General features: G+C 39.2%; 22 protein-coding genes and 3 tRNA genes. 1 reads left to right on the top strand and 24 read right to left on the bottom strand.

The features are described from left to right. Positions 1 to 45: 45 nt before the first annotated feature. From rpoS to KO505_RS14275, 20 genes are all read right to left on the bottom strand, one after another. The gene (gene rpoS, locus KO505_RS14180) at positions 46 to 1,050 is read right to left on the bottom strand and encodes an RNA polymerase sigma factor RpoS (protein ID WP_216056127.1); all 1,005 of its coding nucleotides are present in this window, start codon (positions 1,048 to 1,050) and stop codon (positions 46 to 48) included. 64 nt (positions 1,051 to 1,114) lie between these two features. Further along, entirely contained in the window at positions 1,115 to 1,843 is a 729-nt protein-coding gene (locus KO505_RS14185; RefSeq protein ID WP_216056128.1) for a peptidoglycan DD-metalloendopeptidase family protein, read from the bottom strand. A gap of 102 nt (positions 1,844 to 1,945) precedes the next feature. After that, the gene (locus KO505_RS14190; RefSeq protein WP_216056129.1) at positions 1,946 to 2,530 is read right to left on the bottom strand and encodes a YqaA family protein; all 585 of its coding nucleotides are present in this window, start codon (positions 2,528 to 2,530) and stop codon (positions 1,946 to 1,948) included. Further along, positions 2,530 to 3,165: a protein-L-isoaspartate(D-aspartate) O-methyltransferase gene (locus tag KO505_RS14195; protein WP_216056130.1), complete on the bottom strand. Its 636-nt coding sequence runs from the start codon at positions 3,163 to 3,165 to the stop codon at positions 2,530 to 2,532. Before KO505_RS14195 ends, KO505_RS14190 begins: the two co-directional genes overlap by 1 nt. 1 nt (position 3,166) lies before the next feature. Then, positions 3,167 to 3,919 (bottom strand): 5'/3'-nucleotidase SurE, encoded by a 753-nt coding sequence (surE, locus tag KO505_RS14200; protein WP_216056131.1) that lies wholly within the window; start codon positions 3,917 to 3,919, stop codon positions 3,167 to 3,169. Further along, positions 3,916 to 5,013: a tRNA pseudouridine(13) synthase TruD gene (truD, locus tag KO505_RS14205; RefSeq protein WP_216056132.1), complete on the bottom strand. Its 1,098-nt coding sequence runs from the start codon at positions 5,011 to 5,013 to the stop codon at positions 3,916 to 3,918. The genes surE and truD overlap by 4 nt, the downstream gene beginning before the upstream one ends. Continuing rightward, positions 5,013 to 5,492 (bottom strand): 2-C-methyl-D-erythritol 2,4-cyclodiphosphate synthase, encoded by a 480-nt coding sequence (ispF, locus tag KO505_RS14210; protein WP_216056133.1) that lies wholly within the window; start codon positions 5,490 to 5,492, stop codon positions 5,013 to 5,015. Before ispF ends, truD begins: the two co-directional genes overlap by 1 nt. Then, positions 5,489 to 6,202, bottom strand: coding sequence for a 2-C-methyl-D-erythritol 4-phosphate cytidylyltransferase (gene ispD, locus KO505_RS14215; protein WP_216056134.1), 714 nt, complete (start codon positions 6,200 to 6,202; stop codon positions 5,489 to 5,491). The genes ispF and ispD overlap by 4 nt, the downstream gene beginning before the upstream one ends. Further along, positions 6,203 to 6,490 (bottom strand): cell division protein FtsB, encoded by a 288-nt coding sequence (gene ftsB / locus KO505_RS14220; protein ID WP_216056135.1) that lies wholly within the window; start codon positions 6,488 to 6,490, stop codon positions 6,203 to 6,205. A gap of 82 nt (positions 6,491 to 6,572) precedes the next feature. Further along, entirely contained in the window at positions 6,573 to 7,223 is a 651-nt protein-coding gene (locus KO505_RS14225) for a hypothetical protein (protein WP_216056136.1), read from the bottom strand. Positions 7,224 to 7,302: 79 nt separating this feature from the next. Beyond that, positions 7,303 to 8,595 carry a phosphopyruvate hydratase gene (eno, locus tag KO505_RS14230; RefSeq protein ID WP_216056137.1) on the bottom strand — a complete coding sequence of 431 codons (1,293 nt, stop codon included), beginning with the start codon at positions 8,593 to 8,595 and terminating at the stop codon, positions 7,303 to 7,305. 51 nt (positions 8,596 to 8,646) lie between these two features. Continuing rightward, complete coding sequence (locus KO505_RS14235; RefSeq protein ID WP_216056138.1) at positions 8,647 to 10,278, bottom strand: CTP synthase; 1,632 nt, start codon at positions 10,276 to 10,278, stop codon at positions 8,647 to 8,649. 251 nt (positions 10,279 to 10,529) lie between these two features. Further along, on the bottom strand, positions 10,530 to 11,660 hold the full coding sequence (locus KO505_RS14240) for a sodium ion-translocating decarboxylase subunit beta (protein ID WP_216056139.1): 1,131 nt from the start codon (positions 11,658 to 11,660) through the stop codon (positions 10,530 to 10,532). Between the two features lie 6 nt (positions 11,661 to 11,666). Further along, positions 11,667 to 13,442: a sodium-extruding oxaloacetate decarboxylase subunit alpha gene (gene oadA, locus KO505_RS14245; protein WP_216056140.1), complete on the bottom strand. Its 1,776-nt coding sequence runs from the start codon at positions 13,440 to 13,442 to the stop codon at positions 11,667 to 11,669. A 10-nt stretch (positions 13,443 to 13,452) separates the two neighbouring features. Beyond that, positions 13,453 to 13,698 (bottom strand): OadG family protein, encoded by a 246-nt coding sequence (locus KO505_RS14250; protein WP_216056141.1) that lies wholly within the window; start codon positions 13,696 to 13,698, stop codon positions 13,453 to 13,455. 392 nt (positions 13,699 to 14,090) lie between these two features. Continuing rightward, positions 14,091 to 14,167: transfer RNA gene (locus tag KO505_RS14255), tRNA-Arg, on the bottom strand. Between the two features lie 24 nt (positions 14,168 to 14,191). Then, positions 14,192 to 14,268, bottom strand: a tRNA-Arg gene (locus KO505_RS14260). Between the two features lie 23 nt (positions 14,269 to 14,291). Then, positions 14,292 to 14,384 (bottom strand) — tRNA-Ser (locus KO505_RS14265). 184 nt (positions 14,385 to 14,568) lie between these two features. Then, positions 14,569 to 14,760, bottom strand: a complete 192-nt coding sequence (gene csrA / locus KO505_RS14270) for a carbon storage regulator CsrA (RefSeq protein ID WP_216056142.1) — start codon at positions 14,758 to 14,760, stop codon at positions 14,569 to 14,571. A gap of 268 nt (positions 14,761 to 15,028) precedes the next feature. Further along, positions 15,029 to 15,721, bottom strand: a complete 693-nt coding sequence (locus KO505_RS14275) for a nucleoside-binding protein (protein ID WP_216056143.1) — start codon at positions 15,719 to 15,721, stop codon at positions 15,029 to 15,031. 136 nt (positions 15,722 to 15,857) lie between these two features. Between KO505_RS14275 and KO505_RS14280 the strand changes: the two genes are divergently transcribed. Next, positions 15,858 to 17,150, top strand: coding sequence for an NCS2 family permease (locus KO505_RS14280; protein WP_216056144.1), 1,293 nt, complete (start codon positions 15,858 to 15,860; stop codon positions 17,148 to 17,150). A gap of 176 nt (positions 17,151 to 17,326) precedes the next feature. Here the strand turns inward: KO505_RS14280 and lpdA are convergent, their stop codons facing one another. The 4 genes from lpdA to KO505_RS14300 form a co-directional block, all read right to left on the bottom strand. Next, positions 17,327 to 18,751 (bottom strand): dihydrolipoyl dehydrogenase, encoded by a 1,425-nt coding sequence (gene lpdA / locus KO505_RS14285; protein WP_216056145.1) that lies wholly within the window; start codon positions 18,749 to 18,751, stop codon positions 17,327 to 17,329. A 164-nt stretch (positions 18,752 to 18,915) separates the two neighbouring features. Beyond that, positions 18,916 to 20,862: a pyruvate dehydrogenase complex dihydrolipoyllysine-residue acetyltransferase gene (gene aceF, locus KO505_RS14290; RefSeq protein WP_216056146.1), complete on the bottom strand. Its 1,947-nt coding sequence runs from the start codon at positions 20,860 to 20,862 to the stop codon at positions 18,916 to 18,918. A gap of 24 nt (positions 20,863 to 20,886) precedes the next feature. Beyond that, on the bottom strand, positions 20,887 to 23,565 hold the full coding sequence (gene aceE, locus KO505_RS14295) for a pyruvate dehydrogenase (acetyl-transferring), homodimeric type (protein WP_216056147.1): 2,679 nt from the start codon (positions 23,563 to 23,565) through the stop codon (positions 20,887 to 20,889). Positions 23,566 to 23,654: 89 nt separating this feature from the next. Next, on the bottom strand, positions 23,655 to 24,413 hold the full coding sequence (locus KO505_RS14300) for a GntR family transcriptional regulator (RefSeq protein ID WP_341205711.1): 759 nt from the start codon (positions 24,411 to 24,413) through the stop codon (positions 23,655 to 23,657). Positions 24,414 to 24,468: the final 55 nt, after the last annotated feature.

Here is a 24,468-nt window from a genome sequence, read left to right on the forward strand (position 1 = left end):
CCTGCTAATTAGCAGGTTTTTAAAATGAACGATTTATTAAACAAACTACACTTCTACTTCAAACAGTGCCGCCATGTTTAGACCGTCGTGCGTTGCCATATCTTTTAAACGACGTAACGCCTCTACTTGAATTTGACGAACACGTTCACGGGTTAAACCTATTTCAGCACCTACATTTTCTAAGGTAGATGGTTCATATCCCAACAAACCAAATCTGCGAGCCAATACTTCTCTTTGTTTAGGATTTAGTTGTTCTAACCAATGCACGATATTGTTATTAATGTCATTATCTGTGATCTTTGTTTCTGGCCCTTTTCCAACATCATCTGCAATGATATCTAACAACACTTTGTCAGAATCACCACCGATAGGCGTGTCTACTGAGCTAATTTTTTCGTTAAGTCGTAACATTTTTGTCACGTCTTCAACGGGTTTATCTAACTTAGCGGCAATGTCCTCTGCTGTCGGTTCATGATCTAAAACTTGTGCTAGTTCTCTAGCCGTTCTTAAATATACATTTAATTCTTTAACTACATGTATAGGTAAACGTATGGTTCGGGTTTGATTCATAATGGCACGTTCGATGGTTTGACGTATCCACCATGTTGCGTAAGTTGAAAATCTAAAACCACGTTCTGGGTCAAATTTTTCTACTGCTCTGATTAGACCTAAGTTACCTTCTTCAATTAAATCTAATAATGCTAAACCACGATTGTTATAACGGCGGGCTATTTTTACAACCAAACGTAAGTTACTTTCGATCATTCGTTTACGAGAAGCTTCGCAGCCTTTTAATGATTTGCGGGAAAAGAACACTTCTTCTTCAGCGGAAAGTAATGGGGAAAATCCAATTTCACTTAAATATATTTGTGTGGCATCTAAGTTTTTGGGTTGTTCGGCACTTGCAATCGTTTCAGCTTTGGCAGCTGATGGTACCTTTTTCGTGGACTTTTTTGCGGCTTTAATAATTTCTTTTTCAACGGCAGCGTTGATTTCATTATCAATATCTTCAGCATCAAGGGTGATTTCTACAACGATATCTTGATTCATGGGCGACTCCAATTTGGAGCTATTAAGTTAACCTTAATAGTTCACTTAGCTTAACGATAAGTTCTTATCTCCTAGGTAAGTATTTAAGAGGATTAACTGAACGACCTCGGTGTCGGATTTCAAAGTGTAATTTCACTGAATCCGTACCAGAATCACCCATCTCTGCAATAACTTGCCCAGCTTTAACCCAGTCCTGTTCTTTGACATTAATAGACCGGTTATGAGCATAAGCACTCAAATAATCGTTATTGTGTTTAACAATAACTAAATTTCCGTAACCTCTAAGCGCACCACCTGAGTAAACCACTTTGCCATCTGCTGCAGCAATAATTGGATCACCCATTTTACCACCAAAATCGAGACCCTTATTACCATTTTCTTTGGTTGAGTATTTCTCGATTATGTTTCCTTTACTCGGATAACGCCATTGACGTACCTTCGTAGGGAAAGGATCTTTTTCTTTAGTTATTAATACTTTCCGATCCTGTTGAGTTTTACGGTACTCCCCTGAATTTTCATTTGCAATAGTTTTTTTATTATTTATTGCATTTCCAATTCCAGATGTAACTACCTGTTTTTTCGTACCATTATCTGAGCCTTTATCTTTACTGCTCTGCAGAGAGATAACCTGCCCAGGAAATATTTGAAATGGTTCATTAATATTATTTAGTCTTGCTAAATGTCGAAAATCGATCCCAGCTTGCCATGCAATCGCATATAAAGTTTCGCCCGGTTGAACCACATATTGTGAACTCTTCAAGCTACCTTTTGCTGAATTGTCATAAATAGACATGGCATTGCCAATCTTAACAATTGGCGCAGGAGTGTGCCGAGAAGTACACCCAGACAACAGATAAGTTAACGAAACTAGACAGGCTAAATAATATTTCATAATCTAATTAAATTGTTTATACACAATAAACGTAACAATTAACGCAATGACAATCCAGCCAATAATATCAACGTACTGGCGAATTTTATGCTCCATTTTCTCACCACCCCAATATAAGATCCCAGCGACAAGGAAAAATCGCATTGAACGCCCGACAGCTGACGCTATTAAGAATGGAAAAAAGGCCATAGATAACATGCCGGCACTGACAGTGAATATTTTATAAGGAATCGGCGTGAATCCGGCTAAAAACACGATCCACACACCATATTCATTAAAATAACTGGTAATTGTTGCAAACTTGGACTGATATCCCATCATCTCTATAAATGGTAATACTACAGGTTCGTATAAGTACGCCCCCAATAAATAACCAACAATACCACCTAGTACCGAACTAATACTGGTTAAACTGGCTAACCACCACGCTTTATGCGGTCGAGCTAGCACCATAGGCGCTAACATAACATCTGGTGGGATAGGAAAAAATATAGACTCGCAAAACGTCAATAAAGCTAGATAAGTGCTGGCGTATTTATGTTTGGCCCAGGTAATACACTTATCATACAAAACGGTAAAAATTTTCACTACAAGGTATCTCCTGATACTAAAGGCACAAACTTCACGGCTTCCCAGTGTTTTTCTTCAAAACTATCACCTTTGCGTACAACAGTAACTAAGGTTTGAGTTTTGTCTCCAACAGGCAAGACCATTATCCCACCGTCGGCTAACTGTAGTTTTAACTGTTCAGGAATTGAAACTGGGGCTGCGGTCACGATAATCGCATCAAAGGGCGCTTTAGATTGCCACCCTTGCCAACCATCACCATGTTTCATTTGCACATTATATATGTCTAATTGTTGTAACTTTCGTTTGGCATTAAACTGCAGTTGTCTTATACGTTCAACCGAACTCACTTTATCAAATACACGCCCTAAAATTGCAGCCTGATAACCAGAGCCTGTGCCTATTTCCAATACGTTAGTGGTTACTCCATGCTCAACTAACATTTGGGTCATCTTACCAACTATGTATGGTTGAGAAATTGTTTGCCCTTGACCAATAGGCAAGGCTGTATTTTCATAAGCTTTATGAGCCAATATCTGATCGACAAATAAATGACGAGGTACACTAGATATGGCATTTAACACTGTTGGATTGGTTATCCCTAACAACTTCAGTTGTTGCGCTAACTTGTCTCCGCTTTTTGCAAATTGATTCATATTAATTACTTAACTTCTTTACCCAGTCTGCAACATTTTCAATACTTTCAAATGCCGTCATATCTATCTTTAATGGCGTAATAGATACTTTATTGTTGTTAATTGCATGGAAATCAGTCCCCTCGGTAGCGTCGAGTTCTTGCCCAAGCTTACCATACCAATAAATGTCACGCCCCCATGGGTCTTGTTGTTTTTGCATTAAATCGGCTTTATGACGACTACCCAATCGAGTAACTGCAAAACCTTCTAGCTGTTCAAACGGGATATCAGGTACATTTACGTTTAATATCTGATCAGACGGGATTGGGTGTGTCATTAAGTTTTCCACTACCTGTTTAGCAACTTTTGCTGCACATGATAAATGAGTGTCATCGTGGCTAGTCAACGATACCGCAACAGCCGGTAATCCTAGATGACGCCCTTCTGCTGCTGCTGCAACAGTGCCACTATAAAAAGTGTCATCGCCTAAGTTAGCGCCATGGTTAACACCAGCTACAACAATATCAGGGGTAACATCCATTAATTGGCTTATTGCCAGATGTACACAGTCGGTTGGCGTACCATTAACACTATAAAAGCCATTCGGATGTTGTTGTGATCTTAAAGGGTTCGTTAAAGTGAGTGAACTGCTAGCCCCACTTAAGTTCCGGTCAGGTGCAACTACGGTAACCTTACCCAACTTACATAACTCTTTGTATAAGGCTTCTAATCCTGGTGCAAAAACACCATCATCATTACTTAATAATATGTTCATGAATATTCCTGAATAAAATCAACACACTCACGCAACACAGAAGTAGCAAAACAGCCAGTAGCTAAATCAAAACTGATCAACAAATCATTCCCTTTAACTTGCCAAGTTAAGTTCTCAGGATTCAATAAGATACTACGTCGCTCTTGTTTTAACCCTTGCTCGATTAACATTTGTTGCCAATTAGCATGTTCATTAGCGATCTTAGTCTCAAGTTCTAATATCTGACCTTTAGTTTCAAATTCACCTTTACCAAATAAAGGCGCAGAGATATGAATGTCATTTTCTAATAAACGTTGCTTAATTTCGTCATCTACATCTTGGCTAAAAAATGAATTAGATCCATTTAAAATAAACACGTCACCATTAATAGGCGTAGTAAATATATTTTGTTTTAACCTTTCGTTAACCACTTGGTTAAAAATATAAGAACGGCTAGCTGACAGCGCAAAGCCTTTGATCTTTTTGTTTTTTATATCTTCGCCATTGGACATTCTGTCTGCCCAATTAAGATTATTACCTTTAAATCCAAAACGCTGTAGACCAAAATAGTTTGGTACACCTTGTTTTATAATTTTCTCTAACTGGCCAATAGTATCTATAACATCGGTAATATCACGTAAAAGAATATCAAAGTGATTTGATTTTAACGCTCCAACCTTTAATTTTTTAATATGACGAGAATGTTCAATTAACTTAATGTTTTCAGTGCCTAATGTAGACAAATCCACGTCTTGTTTCACATTCATCTGAACGGAAAACCATTGACGAGAGACCGACTGTTTGTCTTTTAACCCAGCATAACCAATGTCACGTAATCGACGACCAAAAAATTTAGCTAAGTACTCACATACTTGTTGCGTATTTAACTGGTTTTTTTCGATTAGCAAAAATACATTTTCGCCTTCACCGGTTAAATCAAACCCTAAGTTTTCAGTCACTACAAAGTCTTCAGGGTAAGTCTTAAACTTAGCGCTGGCTTTTGGTTTACCATGCAAATATGCCCAATGCTCAAAGGACCAATCTTTAAAAAACTCAGCAGGTGTATTCGGTTCTTCTGCCGTCGTTTGGGCTTTATTTGTCGTTGTCTCTGTCATTATATAGTTTCCATTAAGACAACTGCTTGAACAGAGATCCCTTCTTTGCGACCTTCAAAACCTAACTTTTCGGTGGTCGTTGCTTTTACCGACACTTGGCTTAAATCTGCATTTAAATCTTGCGCTAATACGCTTCTCATTTGTTCAATATGCGGTGCCATTTTAGGTGCTTGAGCAACTATAGTTAAATCACAGTTGCCTAACTTAAACCCTTGTTCTTGTGCCAAATTCACTACATGACGCAACAATATTCTACTGTCTATATTTTCATATTGATCAGACGTGTCAGGGAAATGTTTACCAATATCACCTAGTGCAAGTGCCCCTAGGATAGCGTCACATAAAGCATGTATAGCAACATCGCCATCTGAATGTGCAATAAACCCTTGGAAATAAGGTACTTTTACTCCAGCTAATGTTATTGGGCCGTCACCACCAAATGTATGTACGTCATAACCAAAGCCAATTTTTATACTCATTGTTTTTTACTCTTTATATAATACTCGGCCAATGCTAAATCTTCAGGCTGAGTAATTTTAATATTTTTTGCACTTCCGTTAACTAATGCAACAGGAAAACCGGCCATCTCAAGTGCTGATGCTTCATCTGTTACCCTTGGATTGATATCGCCTTGTGAGGATATTTGGCTATTGAGTGCTTGAAATAACTGACTAACGTTGCTGCATTGTGGCGTAAATGCATGCCATAGTCCGTTTCGCTCTTCGGTATGCTCGATTAAATTGGAATTAGAACCCGCACGTTTCATTGTATCTCTTACTGGTGAACCTAATATGCCAGCCTGTTTATTAGTGAAACAATGCTGTGCCAGATTTACAATATCGTCTTGCTCTACACATGGTCTCGCAGCATCATGCACCATGACCCACTGAGTTCCTTTTTCGTATAAATACTGAATACCATTAAAAACCGAATTTGCGCGTTCCTTTCCTCCAATGACCTTATGTATCTTGGGATGGTTTGCTATCTTTAAGGTATTAAACATTTCATCGTGCTGGGCAATGACAACCACGACTTCATCCACAAAAGGTAAATCGGTAAAACAACCAATAGTGTGTTCAAGCACTGACTTATCCAAAAGGGGTAAATACTGTTTTGGTATTTCAGCTTGCATGCGCTTACCAATACCAGACGCGGGGATCACCACAGAAAACATATGGTCTATCACCATTTAATTTTGCTCTTTATTGTTTGGTACTAAGCGGAAAAACGTCTCATTTTCTCTGATCATGCCAAGCTCATTTCTTGCTCTTTCTTCGATACCTTCAAGACCAACCGATAAGTCTTTAACGTCGGCTTCTAATAAGATATTTCGCTTTAATAATTCATCATTGCCAGATTTAAGTTTGGTTACTTCTGTGCGATTGGCAGTATAAAATTGCAGGCCATTATGCCCAAACCAAAAACGGTATTGGATAAGAATAAAAATGATTATTAAAACTAAATTAACAATTCGCACAATGCCATCACTTAAAACTGATTTGATTTTGTATTATGCAAAGGATATAGCCAGATTGAAAGGTATAGATGGTGATTAAAGGTTATTTTTTTAAGGTTAATAATTTGGAAAATTGTCGCCAGTTAATTCGACTCGCTAGTAACATTTCACGTAAAGATAATAACCTTGGTGATGTCCTACGTTGGTTTAACCATTGATGACCACAGCAGGCAGCTGCCATGATTGCTTTACTTGGTTTTAATAACGACTTGGTATAGATAGTTGATTTGGATTGTTCATGTCCGCTTAGGGTAAACCAGCCGTGTTCATTACAATGAATTTGATCATTGTCTAAATCTATTTCATCAATCGTATCTAATACTATTTGTTCTATTCCATAGTGACTTACAGATATAGGAACCACTAATGCCATCTTGGCATGTTCTAGATAAAATATACGTGTTTTATCTGGTTGGGCTTTTATTGAATGGGGTTTCACTGACTGCGCGCTGATCCAAGAACCATTCTGGCTGTCTAAATCTAACGGGGTATATAATTCGCTGATATGTTCAGCCGCTTTTTTAATGTAAAAAGCCATTGAACCTAATCGTTTTTTTAATGCTTCTGCGCTTATATCTGCATCTTGCGATAAACGCATTAATTCTCTTTCATATAAGGCATTCGATAACTCAGCAAATATTTGCTGACCCGTTCTATTTTGCCATAAAAAAGTTTGTTCGCGTGAATCTGTCATCGATTTAACTATAGCGCCTAATTTTTAAATGCCCCAATAAAAAAGGAGTGCGAAATGCACTCCTTTAATTGGACAAGGTTTACGCTTGACCTTTGATCTCTGAACGACCACGGTATGCAACATTGCTAAGTTGCTCTTCAATGCGTAACAATTGGTTGTATTTAGCGACACGGTCTGAACGACATAATGAACCAGTCTTAATCTGACCTGCAGCAGTACCAACAGCTAAATCTGCAATAGTAGAATCTTCTGTTTCACCACTACGGTGAGAAATAACAACAGAATAACCTGCTTCTTTCGCCATACGAATAGCTTCTAACGTTTCAGTTAATGTTCCGATTTGGTTGAACTTGATAAGGATTGAGTTACCAACACCTTTCTCAATGCCTTCACGCAAAATCTTAGTATTAGTAACAAATAAATCATCGCCCACTAATTGAACTTTACCGCCAATCTTATCCGTTAATAATTTCCAACCATCCCAATCAGACTCATCTAAGCCATCTTCGATAGAAAGGATTGGGTATTTATCACTTAAATCTGCTAGGTAATCACAGAAACCAGCAGAGTCGAACGTTTTACCTTCGCCTTTCATGTTATAGATACCATCAGAATAAAACTCTGAAGATGCACAATCTAATGCAAGGGTAACGTCTTCGTTTAATTTGTAGCCAGCACGTTCAACCGCTAACTCAATAACTGTTAGTGCTTCTTCGTTAGATGCTAAGTTCGGAGCAAAACCACCTTCATCGCCAACCGCTGTATTTAAGCCTTTTTCAGACAATACTTTCTTAAGCGTATGGAAGATTTCAGCACCCATACGTAACGCTTCACGGAATGAAGGCGCAGATACAGGTTGGATCATAAACTCTTGGATATCTACGTTGTTATCAGCGTGTTCACCACCATTGATGATATTCATCATAGGAACAGGCATTGAAAACTCACCAGATGTGCCGTTTAAGTCAGCGATGTGCTCAAACAATGCAATACCATTTTCTAATGCCGCAGCTTTAGCATTTGCTAATGATACTGCCAATATTGCGTTTGCGCCTAAAACAGACTTATTTTCTGTTCCATCTAAATCTAACATAGCTTGGTCAACAGCAACTTGTAGTTGTGCATCTTTACCAATAACAGCAGGTGCGATTTTTTCGTTTATGTTATTAACGGCTGTTAATACACCTTTACCTAAATAACGTGATTTATCACCATCACGTAATTCAAGCGCTTCACGAGAACCTGTTGATGCACCAGATGGAGCAACTGCACGACCAAACGCACCAGATTCTAGATATACATCAGCTTCAACCGTAGGATTACCACGTGAGTCCATGATCTCACGGCCAATAACTTTAACTATTTGAGACATTCCCATTCCTTATCAAAAAAGAACGCAGCTTAGGCTGCGTTTTATTATTTATTATTTATTTTTTACAAATTCACCAGCGGCACCGACAAACCCTTCAAATAAAGGATGTCCGTCCCGAGGCGTTGACGTAAATTCTGGATGGAACTGACCAGCCACATAAAACGGGTGTTCTGGTAGTTCTATCATTTCTACAAGTTTTTTATCTTCCGATAAGCCACCAAACACTAGACCAGCTTTTTCTAACTGTTCAATGTAATTGTTATTTACTTCATAACGATGACGATGACGTTCCACTATCCACTCATTACCATATACTTCACGGGCTTTTGAGTTAGGCTTAAGATAACATTTTTGTGCGCCTAAACGCATCGTACCACCTAGGTCTGACTTAGCATTACGCATTTCAACTTGCCCTTCAGCGTCTAACCACTCCGTGATTAAACCAACCACTGGATGCGGGCTATCTGGATTAAACTCTGTTGAATGCGCATCCGTTAAGCCTGCTACGTTACGAGCAAACTCAATTAACGCTAATTGCATACCTAAACATATACCCAAATAAGGCACTTTGTTTTCACGAGCATATTGCGCGGCTAACATTTTGCCTTCAGTACCACGTTCTCCAAATCCACCAGGAACTAAGATCGCGTCTAAATCTTTTAATATACCAACGCCTTTAACTTCAACATCTTGAGCGTCGACATATTGAATATTAATGCTTAAACGTTTTTTCAAACCTGCATGTTTCAACGCTTCGTTTACTGACTTATAAGCATCTGGTAATTCAACATATTTACCAACCATACCAATATTAACTTCACCAGTTGGGTTTGATTCAGCGTAAAGTACTTGTTCCCACTCAACTAAATCAGCTTCTGGCGCTTCGATATGAAAGCGACGACACACTAAATCATCCAAACCTTGTGATTTTAACAAAGCAGGAATTTGGTATATAGAACTGACGTCTTTAAGACTGATTACCGCTTTTTCTTCAACATTTGTAAACAAAGATATCTTCGCTCTTTCATTTGCTGGAATCGCACGATCTGAACGACAAACTAAAATGTCTGGCTGAATACCAATAGAGCGTAATTCTTTAACTGAATGCTGCGTTGGTTTAGTCTTAATTTCACCAGCCGCACCTAAATATGGCACTAAAGTTAAATGCATATACATAGCATTATCACGTCCAACTTCAGTACCAAGTTGACGTAATGCTTCTAGAAACGGTTGAGATTCAATATCTCCAACAGTGCCACCTACTTCAACAATGGCAATATCTCTGCCTTCACCACCAGCAACAACACGTGCTTTAATATCATTAGTGATATGAGGTATAACCTGAATAGTCGCACCTAAATAGTCACCACGACGTTCACGAGCTAAGACGTCTTGATATACTCGACCTTGGGTGAAGTTATTTTTCTTAGTCATTTTATTACGAATAAAACGTTCGTAATGACCTAAATCTAAATCTGTTTCTGCACCATCTTCAGTAACAAATACTTCACCGTGTTGAATTGGGCTCATTGTGCCTGGATCAACATTAATATACGGATCAAGTTTTAAAATAGTTACGTTTAAACCGCGGGCTTCTAGAATTGCAGCCAAAGAAGCTGCAGCTATACCTTTACCTAATGAAGAAACAACGCCACCAGTAACGAATATATATCGAGTAGTCATACAAACCTTAAAAAATTAGACTGCTAAACTTGGTACCATCACAAATAACAACTAAAAAAACATCACACGAATGGAAATTCTGCGATTAATTTTTAATGCTTTTGGATGTGTGGTCAGGATGGGGTGGAAGTATAACAAACGCACACAAATTCAACAATCCAGAATATCAATTTATTCTTGATATTTTAGCTTTAAATTATAGCAAAAAAGCAGGCTACATTTGCGGTAACCTGCTCTTTGATTAAGATTGTCTAACCAACTAAAGCTAACAATATACCTGCGGCAACGGCTGAACCTAATACACCAGCTACATTTGGGCCCATTGCATGCATTAACAAGAAGTTATGCGGGTTTGCTTCCAAACCAACTTTGTTAACGACTCGGGCCGCCATAGGCACAGCAGACACACCCGCAGCCCCTAATAATGGGTTAATTGGATCTTTACTAAATTTACCCATTAGCTTAGCCATTAATACACCCGCAGCAGTACCAATACTAAATGCAATTGCTCCCAATCCTAAGATACCCAAAGTATCTACGGTTAAGAACTTGTCTGCACTTAATTTAGAACCTACCGCTAAGCCTAAAAAGATAGTAACAATATTTATCAACTCGTTTTGAGCGGTATTGCTTAATCTGTCAACCGCACCACACTCTTTCATTAAGTTGCCTAAACAGAACATACCAACAAGTGGCGTTGCAGCTGGTAAAAACAAAGCGGTTAGGAATAAGACTGCAAGAGGGAATATAATTTTTTCTTTCTTGCTTACCGTTCGTAATTCAACCATTTTAATTTTACGTTCAGATTCAGTTGTTAGAGCTTTCATAATTGGGGGTTGGATAATTGGAACCAATGCCATATATGAGTATGCAGCAACCGCAATAGCGCCTAATAAATCAGGTGCTAATTTAGAAGCTAAGAAAATCGCGGTGGGACCGTCAGCGCCTCCTATGATGGCAATAGCCGACGCATCTTGTAAGCTAAATTCAAAACCTGGAATAAGGTTTAATAAAATGGCGCCAAATAAGGTAGCAAAAATACCAAATTGAGCTGCAGCACCTAATAACAACATTCTAGGATTGGCAATTAACGCTCCAAAGTCCGTCATGGCACCAACGCCCATAAATATCAATAATGGGAAAACCCCAGTTTCAATACCCACATGGTAAATATAATAGAGTAATCCACCTTCATCATTAAAGCCCGCTAACGGTATGTTGGCTAATATAGCGCCAAAACCAATTGGTAATAATAATAATGGTTCAAACCCTTTTGCTATCGCTAAAAAGAGTAATAATAAACCAACCACCATCATGATGAGCTGGCCCATTTCAAAATTTGCAAGGGCTGTAGAAGCCCAAAGCATTTGTAAACCTTCCATTGAACTCTACCCTAATGTAAGTAAGACATCGCCTGTTGAAACAGCGTCGCCTTCTTTGATATTGATTGAGGCTATTGTGCCTGAAGAGGCAGCTCGAATCTCAGTTTCCATTTTCATTGCTTCCATGATGATAACTACTTCACCATCTTCCACAACGCTGCCTGGAGACACTAAGATTTTAAATATATTACCCGCTAAAGGTGCGTTAAGAGTTTCACTTGCGGTGACCGTTGTATGTTGAGTGTGAGCTTCATCTTTTTGAGCGCCCTGTACAACACTGGTTAACTCACCTGAAGGGGCAACTACAACTTCATATACTTTACCATCAACAGAAACACTATAAGCTTCCGGCGCATCTGGATTAGTTGAAGCTTGTTTAGGAGTTTCTATTTCACCGGTTGGGACTGGTTCAAACGCAGAAGGATTATTACGATTTTCTAAGAACTTAAGACCGATTTGTGGGAATAAAGCATAGGTTAATACATCATCAATTTTTTCATCGGCAAGATTCAGCCCTTTTTCCGCGGCAATACCGTCAAGCTCGTCAGTTAATTTAACTAATTCATCTTCAATATTATCCGCTGGACGACAAGTAATTGCTTCACCACCATCTAACACTCTGGCTTGTAATTCAGCATTAACTGGAGCAGCAGTTGCTCCGTATTCACCTTTTAAAACACCAGCGGTTTCTTTAGTGATAGACTTATAACGCTCACCTGTTAATACGTTTAATACCGCTTGAGTACCAACAATCTGTGACGTTGGTGTTACTAAAGGAATTTGCCCCAAATCTTTACGAACTTTAGGGATCTCTTTTAATACTTCATCCATTTTATCTTCAGCGCCCTGCTCGCGAAGTTGGTTTTCCATGTTAGTTAACATGCCACCAGGAACTTGGGCTAATAAAATTCGAGAGTCGACACCTTTTAAGCTGCCTTCAAATTTAGCGTATTTCTTTCTAACTTCTCTGAAATAAGCTGCTATTTCAGCTAATAGCACTAAATCTAAGCCAGTATCTCTATCTGTTCCTTCAACGATCGCAACCATCGTCTCTGTTGGACTGTGGCCGTAAGTCATACTCATTGACGATACTGCAGAATCTAGCATATCGATTCCAGCATCTATCGCTTTTTGGTAAGTTGCCGTTGAAAGTCCGGTAGTTGCGTGACACTGCATTGCAATTGGTAAATCAACTGTTGCTTTTAAGTTGGTGATTAATTCTTCACATTCATAAGGTCTTAACAAACCTGCCATATCTTTGATACAAATAGAGTGGCAACCCATATCTTCTAATCGTTTTGCCATGTCTAACCACATTTGTAAGTTATGAACCGGGCTAACCGTATATGAAATAGTACCTTGGGCATGAGCGCCAACATCGATGGCTGATTTGACGGCAGTTTCTAAGTTTCTGATGTCATTCATCGCATCAAAAATTCTAAATACATCTACACCATTAGTATGTGCACGTTCAACAAATTTACGAACAACATCGTCGGCGTAATGGCGATAACCTAGTAAGTTTTGGCCACGTAGTAACATTTGTTGTTTTGTATTTGGCATAGCTTGTTTTAAAGCACGAATACGTTCCCAAGGATCTTCACCTAGGTATCGGATACAAGAATCAAATGTTGCGCCGCCCCAAGATTCCATTGACCAAAAACCAACTTGATCTAATTTACCCGCGATTGGAAGCATATCTTCCAGACGCATTCGAGTTGCAAGTAATGACTGATGTGCATCACGCAGCACCAACTCAGTAAGTAACAATGGCTTTTTCATGTTCCGTCCTCTATTTATTTCGCGCTTTATGTTGTTTTACGGCGGCAGTGATAGCTGCAATCACCTGTGGCGACGTTTTATTAGAATTTATTGGGTTAATTGGTGTGCGAGTGAGTTTCACTGGATCTGGATAGGCTTCGGCAAATTTGGTTAACAGTTTTATAGCAACAATTAATACCGACAAAAAAAGGAATACAACTAACATTCCTACCGCCATAAGTATGCCAGCCTCAGCTAGCAGCTCTGATACGTTCATAAATTTTAACTACCCGTTTATTATTGTTTATCTTTGATTTGCAAATCGTTTGAAAATGATTTTATTTTTATTTGATCATCAGATCTGAAAATCAAATTTAGAGTATTAGCTCTTAAGTAACACAAAAACGTTTCTAATTGAAAGAAAAATTTTAATGATATGGCTTAATTGTCAGCTAAACACTTAACTTACAGGGTATATTAATATTGAATAAATAATAATTTAATTTGAATAATTATTTGGATAAATGTCAAAAACTTCTAATTTTGAAGTAACAAAATTAAGATATTTAGCATTAATTAAAGCCAAGATGAGTATAGCTATAAATTTTAAAATAAAAGGGGATGTTTTTTAGATTTGTGGATTTTTACTATTGAGGTAAGAAGAAGATATGGCGCGCTCGGGAGGATTCGAACCTCCGACCGCCTGGTTCGTAGCCAGGTACTCTATCCAGCTGAGCTACGAGCGCGCAATAAGTCTTCTTTTGTAATGATGGCGCGCTCGGGAGGATTCGAACCTCCGACCGCCTGGTTCGTAGCCAGGTACTCTATCCAGCTGAGCTACGAGCGCGCATTATCACAAAATACATTGAATGGCGGAGAAGGGGGGATTCGAACCCCCGATAGGGCTACAAACCCTATACTCCCTTAGCAGGGGAGCGCCTTCAGCCACTCGGCCACCTCTCCATCAATGTGGCGTGTATAGTAATGATCTAAGAATATATGTCAAATAAAAACTTTAATTAAATTACTGATTGATTCGAAAATAACCAATATTTAAATTAACGTTCAATTTTTGTCACTTTTTTGCCTAGATGATTTACTATTTTAGACCTTAAAAGAAAAAAACCGGCTTAAAGCCGGTTTATCGCTATTCTGCGTCAGAGGGTTGACCGCCCTTCTCAGCTTGAATTCGCATGTATATCTCTTCGCGATGAACTGCTACTTCTTTAGGAGCATTAACACCAATTCTTACTTGGTTGCCCTTTACACCTAAAACCGTAACTGTAACTTCATCACCTACCATTAACGTTTCACCAACACGACGAGTTAGTATAAGCATTATTAGCTCCTTTTATGCCACTTGCTTATATATAGCTTTATAAAAAGCTCCATTTTCGACTAGGTCGAAGATTCTCATTCTACCTAGACTCAAAGCATCTTACAATTTTTGCAGTTATTTTCATCTAAAAAATAACCCTGCTTTGATTAACTGCTCACACAGCGTTACTTATATAATAGCAATAGAATTAAAAACTTGCGTACCCATTTCATAATTAATTCAGCTTTAATTGCTGTGAATAACAAAGATCTATCACAAGGCGCTGCCGTTAAAAGTGATATTGCATTAATAAATTCATATTTCTTTCATCTACACCGTCTATACCAAATTTATTATTCCAAAACACATACTCTACACCTATAAAAACTTTAGTATCTGAGCCTAAATACTCGGCAATGTCATATTTTAATTGAGAGGTAAAATTAAGTTGGGCTTGTGTATCACCAAACACCGTATTATCAACACCGGTCGCGAAGTCTATAAAACCACCATAAGTCAAAGGACCGATAGGTAATCCCCAAACGACTGTAGTTTGAAAGCTCATATCGCCATCAGCATTGTCACGTATATACGCATTTAATTGAAAAAAGTTAAAATTAGGCACCGCTAAATCAGTCCCGACACCCAACAAATAGTTTGTCCCCGGTCCCATTTCAATAGCAGGGGCAATATACACACTTTTAATAAACCCATCTAAATCTTTAATTTTATAACGTGGGGCAAACTCACCGTAGGTCTCGACAGAACCATCACTTGATTCCAAACGGTCAAAAAACATAAATGTATCACCCCAAGTTGTGCCCGCCGCATATTCAAAAGTTATGACTTCCCTCGATGAGTCTCCCACTTCATAACTATCTCCTAATAGGTAACTAATACTGTAATTAGACCAAACTGTTTTAGCATTCACTGACGCTGTGATTATTAAAAATAAGGATGTAACCATTAATCGCTTTAACATGTTTATCTCTCTGTATGTAATTTGGGGCATAAGCGCCGAGATTCTATACAAATGTAGTTTAATTTCAATTTATTGGTGTAAAAAACAGCAATATTTATTACACTTTCATTTCATTTAAAAATAGAGATATAACAATATGTTAGAAAGATTATTTAAACTTTCAGCTCATGGAACAACGGTTAAAACTGAAATGATGGCGGGGTTAACTACGTTTTTAACCATGGCCTACATTATCTTTGTTAATCCATCTATATTAGCGGACGCTGGTATGGACAAAGGTGCCGTTTTTGTTGCAACCTGCTTAGCTGCAGCCATTGGTTGTTTTATCATGGGCTTTATCGCTAACTACCCAATAGCGTTAGCACCCGGTATGGGCTTAAACGCATTTTTTACTTATGGCGTCGTTTTAGGCATGGGGCATTCATGGCAAACTGCATTAGGTGCCGTCTTTTTATCTGGGGTTATCTTTCTACTTCTGAGCTTATTTAAAGTAAGAGAATGGATCATAAATGCAATTCCAAAGACATTAAAACTAGGTATAGCTACTGGTATAGGTTCATTTTTAGCGCTTATCGCACTTAAGAATGCAGGGATTATAGTTGCTCACCCTGCAACATTTGTAGCTTTAGGTGATATCACTTCTTTTGTGCCGCTGATGAGTATAATTGGATTTTTTCTAATAGCTGCATTCACGGCTCGTAAAATCCCAGGCGCTGTTATGATTGCTATTTTAGCGATGACCGTAGTAGGCGTGATTTTCGGCGATGTTACTTATGCAGGTATCGTTTCGGCTCCTCCTTCTCTTGCGCCAACCTTTATGCAAATGGACATCGCATCAGCCGCTGAAATTGGAATGTTAAGCGTTGTATTTGCTTTTTTGTTTGTCGATTTGTTTGATACATCAGGTACTTTGATTGCGGTAACACAACGTGCAGGGCTGACTGATGATAAAGGCAACATTGAGCGTTTGGGAAAAGCATTATCAAGTGATTCAATCGCAACCTTATCTGGTGCAGCCTTAGGCACCTCTACCACAACAAGTTATATTGAAAGCGCTGCAGGTGTTGCAGAAGGTGGACGAACAGGACTCACAGCCGTAGTTGTAGGTGTTTTGTTTGTATTAAGTATTTTCTTTGCCCCATTAGCAGGCATGATCCCTGTTTATGCCACAACCGGTGCTATTTTTTATGTAGCGATATTAATGTTATTCAACTTAAAAGACATTGATTGGGGAGATATTACCGAAGCCGCGCCTGTTACCGTTATCTTATTATTCACACCACTTACCTTTTCAATTGCACATGGTATTACATTAGCTTTTATTACATACACCTTTACCAAAGCCCTTTGTGGTAAAGCAAATGAAGTAAGTAAAAGTGTTTGGTTTTTAACTGCCTTGTTTGTCGCCAAAATTGCTTTTGTGGGATAACTCACCTTTGTAGGATAGCTCTCCTTTGTAGGACAACTCCCTAATGTGAAATTAGATTGTAACGTTTAAATAGTAGATACAAAAATGCCGACTTACGTCGGCATTTTTTAATTCAGGGAAGAATTAATGTCAAAGGTACAAGGATGTAATCCCTTTGATTCAATTCTACTATGAATTTATTTTTTCTTCTTTGCTTTTGGGTTTGGCAAATCAGTAATTGAACCTTCGTACATTTCTGCCGCAAGACCAATTGATTCATTTAATGTTGGATGAGCATGAACCGTTAATGCGATATCTTCCGCATCAGCACCCATTTCAATTGCCAAGCCAATTTCACCAAGCATTTCACCAGCGTTAATACCAACAATAGCACCACCTAAAATACGGTGCGTGTCTTTATCAAATATTAATTTAGTGAAACCTTCAGTTCTTGCAGAAGCAATAGCTCGACCAGAAGCAGCCCAAGGGAACTTAGCTGATTCAACATTTAAACCTTTTTCTTTCGCTTCTTTTTCTGTAATACCAACCCAAGCCATTTCTGGATCAGTATAAGCGATTGAAGGAATAGCTTGTGGTTCAAAGAAATGTTTCTGACCAGAGATAACTTCAGCAGCAACATGTGCTTCATGAACCGCTTTATGCGCTAACATAGGCTGACCAACAACATCACCAATTGCAAAGATATGATTTACGTTAGTACGCAATTGGTTATCAACATTAATGAAACCACGTTCATCAACATTAACACCCGCTTTAGTTGCATCCATTAAGTTACCGTTTGGTTTACGACCAACTGCAACTAAAATCTTGTCATAACGTACTGGCTCAGCAGGCGCTTTTTTACCTTCAAACGTTACATATAGACCATCTTTTTTCGCTTCAACAGCAACCACTTTAGTTGATAACATAATGTTGAAACGATCTTTATTGTATTTAGAATAAACTTGAACAACGTCTTTATCAGCAGCTGGTACTAGTTGGTCTAAGAATTCAACAACAGATACTTTAGAACCTAATGCGGCATAAACAGTACCCATTTCAAGACCGATGATACCCCCACCTAATACTAACATTTCACCAGGTACGTCTTTAAGCTCTAGTGCACCAGTTGAATCGATTACACGATCGTCTTCAGGAATAAATGGCAAATTAACAGGCTCAGAACCGGCTGCGATAATTGCATTATCAAAAGTGATTGTTGTATCGCCTTTTTCACCAGTAACAACCATAGTGTTGCTACCGGTAAATTTACCGAAACCGTTAACCACTTTAACTTTACGCATTTTAGACATGCCGTCCAAACCGTTTGTTAATTGTGCTACAACACTGTCTTTCCAAGAACGGATCTTATCTAGATCAATTTCAGGAGCGCCAAACGTTACGCCGTGTGAAGCCATATCTTTTGCATCATCAATAACTTTCGCTACGTGTAACAATGCTTTAGACGGAATACAACCAACATTCAAACAAACACCACCTAGTGTGGCGCGTTTTTCAACTAATACTACGTCTAATCCTAAATCCGCTGCACGGTACGCTGCAGAGTATCCACCTGGACCAGCACCAAGAACCACAACCTGGGTTTTAATATCGTTGCTCATTATTAACCTCTATTCACTTGTATGGTGACGGAATGAAGGTCATCCATTCCATTTCTATAAGGTGAACAAACGAATATTCGTCTGTTCGAAATTTTGTTGAGTTTATCACTCAAAAAATAGAAAGTCCTGCAACTGCAAGACTTTCTTATGATTTTATAACAGTTTTATAAAACCAGTTTGCGTATGTCTGACAATACACTTGCCAAATGAACAGTAAAGCGAGCCGCTAATGCGCCATCGATTACTCTGTGATCATAGGACAACGATAAAGGCAACATCAGTTTAGGTTCAAAATCAGAACCATTCCACTTAGGTTTCATCTCTGATTTAGATACACCTAAGATACCAACTTCAGGCGCATTCACTATTGGTGTAAATGCGGTCCCGCCGATACCACCAAGACTAGAGATAGTAAAACAACCACCTTGCATGTCTTTGGCTGTTAACTTGCCATCACGAGCTTTAGTGGATATTTCCATAAGCTCACGAGATATTTCGTTCACGCCTTTTTTATCAACGTCACGAACAACTGGCACCACTAGACCATTTGGAGTATCAACAGCAATACCAATATGCACGTATTTTTTCTTGATCAGGCTCTCACCGTCTAAGCTCAACGATGAACAAAATTGCGGGTATGCTAACAAAGCAGACGCGGCCGCTTTCATAATGAAAACTAATGGCGTGATCTTAAGATCTGACTTTTGTTTCGCTAACATTGCGTTTTGTTCTTTACGGAACGCTTCTAAAGAAGTGATATCCGCTTCATCAAATTGCGTAACATGTGGGATCGTTACCCAGTTACGATGAAGGTTAGGACCAGAAATTTTCTGAATACGCGTTAATGGCACTTCTTCAATTTCACCAAACTTAGAGAAATCGACTTTAGGTTGCGCAAGAACTTGTAAACCACCTTCACCAGCCGCTACACTTGAATTTGCTGTTGCTTTAGGACGCGACAATTCATATTTAACAAATGATTTAACATCATCAGCAAGAATACGACCTTTACGACCAGACCCCGTTACTTTGGTTAAATCCACACCAAACTCACTGGCTAAACGTCTTACAGACGGTGTAGCGTGAATTTTCTTACCAGATGCTGAAGCACCCGATTGTGATGGATGAACTTGTTGTACTGGTGGCGCTTTTTTCGCTGGAGCCGCTGGAGCTGGAGCACTAGGTGCTGCCGCAACAGGCGCAGGACTTGCCGCTGTCGTCGTAACCGTTTCAATGGTGGCTATGATAGTTCCAGTAGCAACTTTGCCACCATTGACTACTTTTAACTCTTTGATAACACCAGCAAAAGGCGCTGGAACATCCATTGTCGCTTTGTCAGTTTCTAATGTAATTAACCCCTGTTCAGCTTCAACGGTATCACCAACAGCAACTAATACATCGATAACATCAACTTCACCGTCAGTGCCTATGTCTGGTACTTCAACGTCTTTCACTTCTGATACTGACGTGGCCGCAACAGGCGCTGGAGCAGCTTCCGCTACTGGATCTGGAGCCGTCGTTGGCGTTTCAACAGGAGCTGACGCGCCAGTTTCAAGTAACAATACCAGTGAACCTTGTCCTACTTGTCCGCCAACAGCGACTTTAATTTCTTTAACTACGCCATCTTCAGGACAAGGAACGTCCATTGTTGCTTTATCTGTTTCTAATGTAATTAAACCATCTTCTTTAGAAACTGAATCACCAACGGCAACTAACACATCAATAATTTCAACTTGATCATCAGTGCCAATATCAGGAACTGTTACTTCAATTACCGCTTTTGATGCTGCAGGCGCTGCGCTTGGTGCCGGTTCAGCAACTACAGGCGCAGCTTGAGTTTCTTGTGTTACTGCAGTTTCAGCCGGAGCTGCTCCTGCAGCTTCAACTTTAATTAATAAACCGCCTTCAGACACTTTGTCACCAACAGATATTGAAATCTCTTTTACAACACCTGAAAATGGTGCTGGGATATCCATCGATGCTTTATCACTTTCTACCGTGATAATTGAATCTTCTTCCGCGATTGTGTCGCCAACGGCAACACAAACTTCAATTACTTCTACTTCGTCGCCACCAACGTCTGGGACTAGGATGTCTTTTAATTCAGCCATCTTGTTATTCTCCTAAACCGCTGATTATGCGTAAAGTGGGTTAATTTTATCAGCATCGATACCTAAGTCAGCAATGGCTTTAGTTACCACTGATGCTTTAATATCGCCACTACGAGCTAGTTCACTAAGTGCGCCTAATACTACGTAATTATGGTCAACTTCAAAGTGACGACGTAAGTTAGGACGACTATCTGAACGACCAAATCCGTCAGTACCTAACACTTTATAAGATGCTGGAACGTATGCTCTGATTTGATCTGTATAAGATTTAATGTAGTCAGTCGCTGCGATAACCGGACCAGTTCCATCTTCTAATACTTTAGTTACGTGTGCTTTTTGCACTGGCGCTTCAGGGTTCAACATGTTGAAACGGTCACAGTCTTGACCTTCACGAGCCAATTCATTAAATGATGTCACACTGTATACGTCTGAACTAATACCAAATTGCTCAGCTAAAATTTCAGCCGCTTTACGAACCTGCAATAAAATAGTTCCTGAACCTAATAAACGTACATTAGCTTTCGCTTTACCTTTTGGCGTAACGGTATCTAATTTGTAAATACCTTTAATGATGCCTTCTTCAACGCCCTCTGGCATTGCAGGTTGCACGTAGTTTTCGTTCATTACAGTTAAGTAATAGAAAACGTTTTCTTGTTCACCATACATACGACGCATGCCGTCTTGTACGATAACAGCAAGCTCATAACCATAGGTTGGATCATAAGTAATACAATTAGGAACTGTACCAAAATGAGAATGTGTATGACCATCTTGGTGTTGTAGACCTTCACCGTTAAGCGTTGTACGACCGGCAGTACCACCAACTAAGAAACCTCGAGCTTGTGAATCACCAGCAGCCCACACCATGTCACCTACGCGTTGGAAACCAAACATAGAGTAATAGATGTAGAAAGGTATCATCGGCTCATTATTATTTGAGTAGGATGTTGCTGCGGCTAACCAATCAGACATAGCGCCTAATTCGTTAATTCCTTCTTGTAACACTTGGCCTTTTTTATCTTCACGATAATAAGCAACTTGGTCAGCATCTTGAGGCGTATATTTTTGGCCTTCGTGGGCATAAATACCAACTTGACGGAATAAACCTTCAAGACCAAAGGTACGTGCTTCATCAGGAATGATCGGAACAACGCGTTTACCAATTTGTTTGTCTTTAATAACAACCGATAAAATACGACCAAATGCCATAGTGGTTGAAATCTCACGACCATTTGAACCTTTAGTGATAGCTTCAAACGCTTTCAGATCAGGTGTATCAACTTCTACATCTGAATTACGACGACGTGCAGGTAAGTAACCACCTAACGCTTCACGGCGGCCGTGTAAGTATTTATATTCTTCGCTGCCTTCAGGGAAAGTAACATAAGGTACGCTTGGTAAATCTTCATCAGATATTTGTAAATGATGACGATCGCGGTATGCTTTTAATGCATCCAAGTCCATCTTTTTAACACCGTGAGCGATGTTTTTGCCTTCACCCGCGTCACCCATACCATAACCTTTAACGGTTTTAGCTAAGATAACTTGTGGACGACCTTTAGTATTTACTGCTCTATCATAAGCGGCATAAACTTTAACTGGATCATGACCACCACGGTTTAAACGCCAGATATCGGCGTCAGACATATTGGCAACCATAGCGGCTGTTTCAGGTGTTTTACCAAAGAAGTTATCACGAGTGAACTTGCCACCTTTTGCTTTGTAATTTTGGTATTCACCATCTACAGAGCTTTCCATGATCTCTAATAACTTACCGTCTTTATCGCGAGAAAGTAGTGGATCCCAATAAGAACCCCAAATAACTTTAATTACTTCCCAGCCCGCGCCACGGAAAGTCCCTTCTAATTCTTGAATGATTTTGCCATTACCACGAACCGGACCATCTAAGCGTTGTAAGTTACAGTTGATGATAAAGGTTAAATTATCTAACCCTTCACGACTTGCTAAACCAATGGCACCCAATGCTTCTGGTTCATCACACTCACCGTCACCTAAGAAACAATATACACGCTGAGCTGAACAATCTTTAATGCCACGGTCAGTTAAGTACTTTAAGAAACGTGCTTGATAGATTGCAGCAATTGGTCCCAAGCCCATTGAAACAGTAGGGAACTGCCAAAAGTCAGGCATTAACTTTGGATGTGGGTAAGAAGAAAGACCTTCTCCATCCACTTCTTGTCTAAAGTTATCTAACTGGTCTTCCGTTAAACGACCTTCAACAAATGCACGAGAATAAATACCCGGAGAAACGTGACCTTGAATATACAAGAAGTCGCCGCCTTTGTTGTCTTTGTCTGCTTTAAAGAAGTGGTTAAAACCAACATCGTATAACATAGCTGATGAAGCGAACGATGAAATGTGTCCACCAAGTTCTAAATCTTTTTTAGAGCCACGTACAACCATTGCCAATGCATTCCAGCGAATTGCTGAACGTATTTTAGCTTCCATTGTACGGTCGCCCGGCATTTGTGGCTCTTGGCCTGCAGGGATAGTGTTTAAGTATGCCGTGGTTGCGGAATACGGTAAGTGCGCACCATTACGGCGAGCCTTATCAATAAGTGCTTCTAGAATACTATGAGCACGCTCAACACCATCTGTTTCAAGTACAGCTTCCAAGGACTCAAGCCATTCTTGAGTTTCTTGTGGATCGATGTCCTGATTTAGATTTAGGTTCTCTGACATGTTTCAGGTTCCTACAGTTTGTTATTAAAAGAGTGTATGTTCGACTGAAACCATTTCAGCGAACATCATTATAGTCAGTAATTAAAAAGCTAGCCTTTACCGCCACTTAATAAACGTCTTACTGACCCTTGTAATTTATTATTGCCTTCATCTAAGGCCAATAACGATTTTTCAATATAAGCTAAATGTCTTCTATTAGCCTGTCTCGCTTGTTCTGGTTCACCATTTACAATGGCTTCCATCAATTCCGTTCTGTGCACTTTTAATTGTGCTCTAATCTCACTATGACTTTGGAAAACCACTAAGTTTTCTTTTACATTATGTATTAGTAAGTCTTTTAAACCTCTTAATAAATGTAACAACATGACATTGTGAGACGCATCGGCTACTGCTAAATAAAACTTAACCACAGCCTCTGCTACTCGATCTAAGTCATCTGAGTCTGATAACTGTTCTATGGCATAAAATGCGTGCCGAATATCATCAAGTTCAGACGACGTTCCTCTTAATGCTGCGTAGTAAGACGTTACGCCTTCCAATGCAAACCTAAACTCCAGTAAGTCATAATGAGAATCTGGACTTTTTGCTAATAATTCAAATAATGGTTCAGCAAAAGGGTCATTTAAGTTTTTAGTGACAAATGTGCCATCACCTTGTTTACGTGTTACCAATCCTTGCGCTTCTAACTTTTTAATTGCGTCACGCACTGATGGACGAGAAACCCCATAATCTGATGCTAAATCACGCTCAGAGGCCAACTTAGCCCCTGCGGGTAAAGTGCCATCTAAGATCAACTTTTCAAGTCTTTCTGCAACTTGATCGGATACTTTTTGAGTTGTGACTTTCACGGTAAATTTACAGTTCCTTGCACAATGGTAAATTGGTCTTACCATTAACGATAGG

Origin of the sequence: Psychrosphaera sp. F3M07, assembly GCF_018860345.1 — a bacterium.
GTDB classification, from domain to species: Bacteria; Pseudomonadota; Gammaproteobacteria; order Enterobacterales; family Alteromonadaceae; genus Psychrosphaera; species Psychrosphaera aquimarina.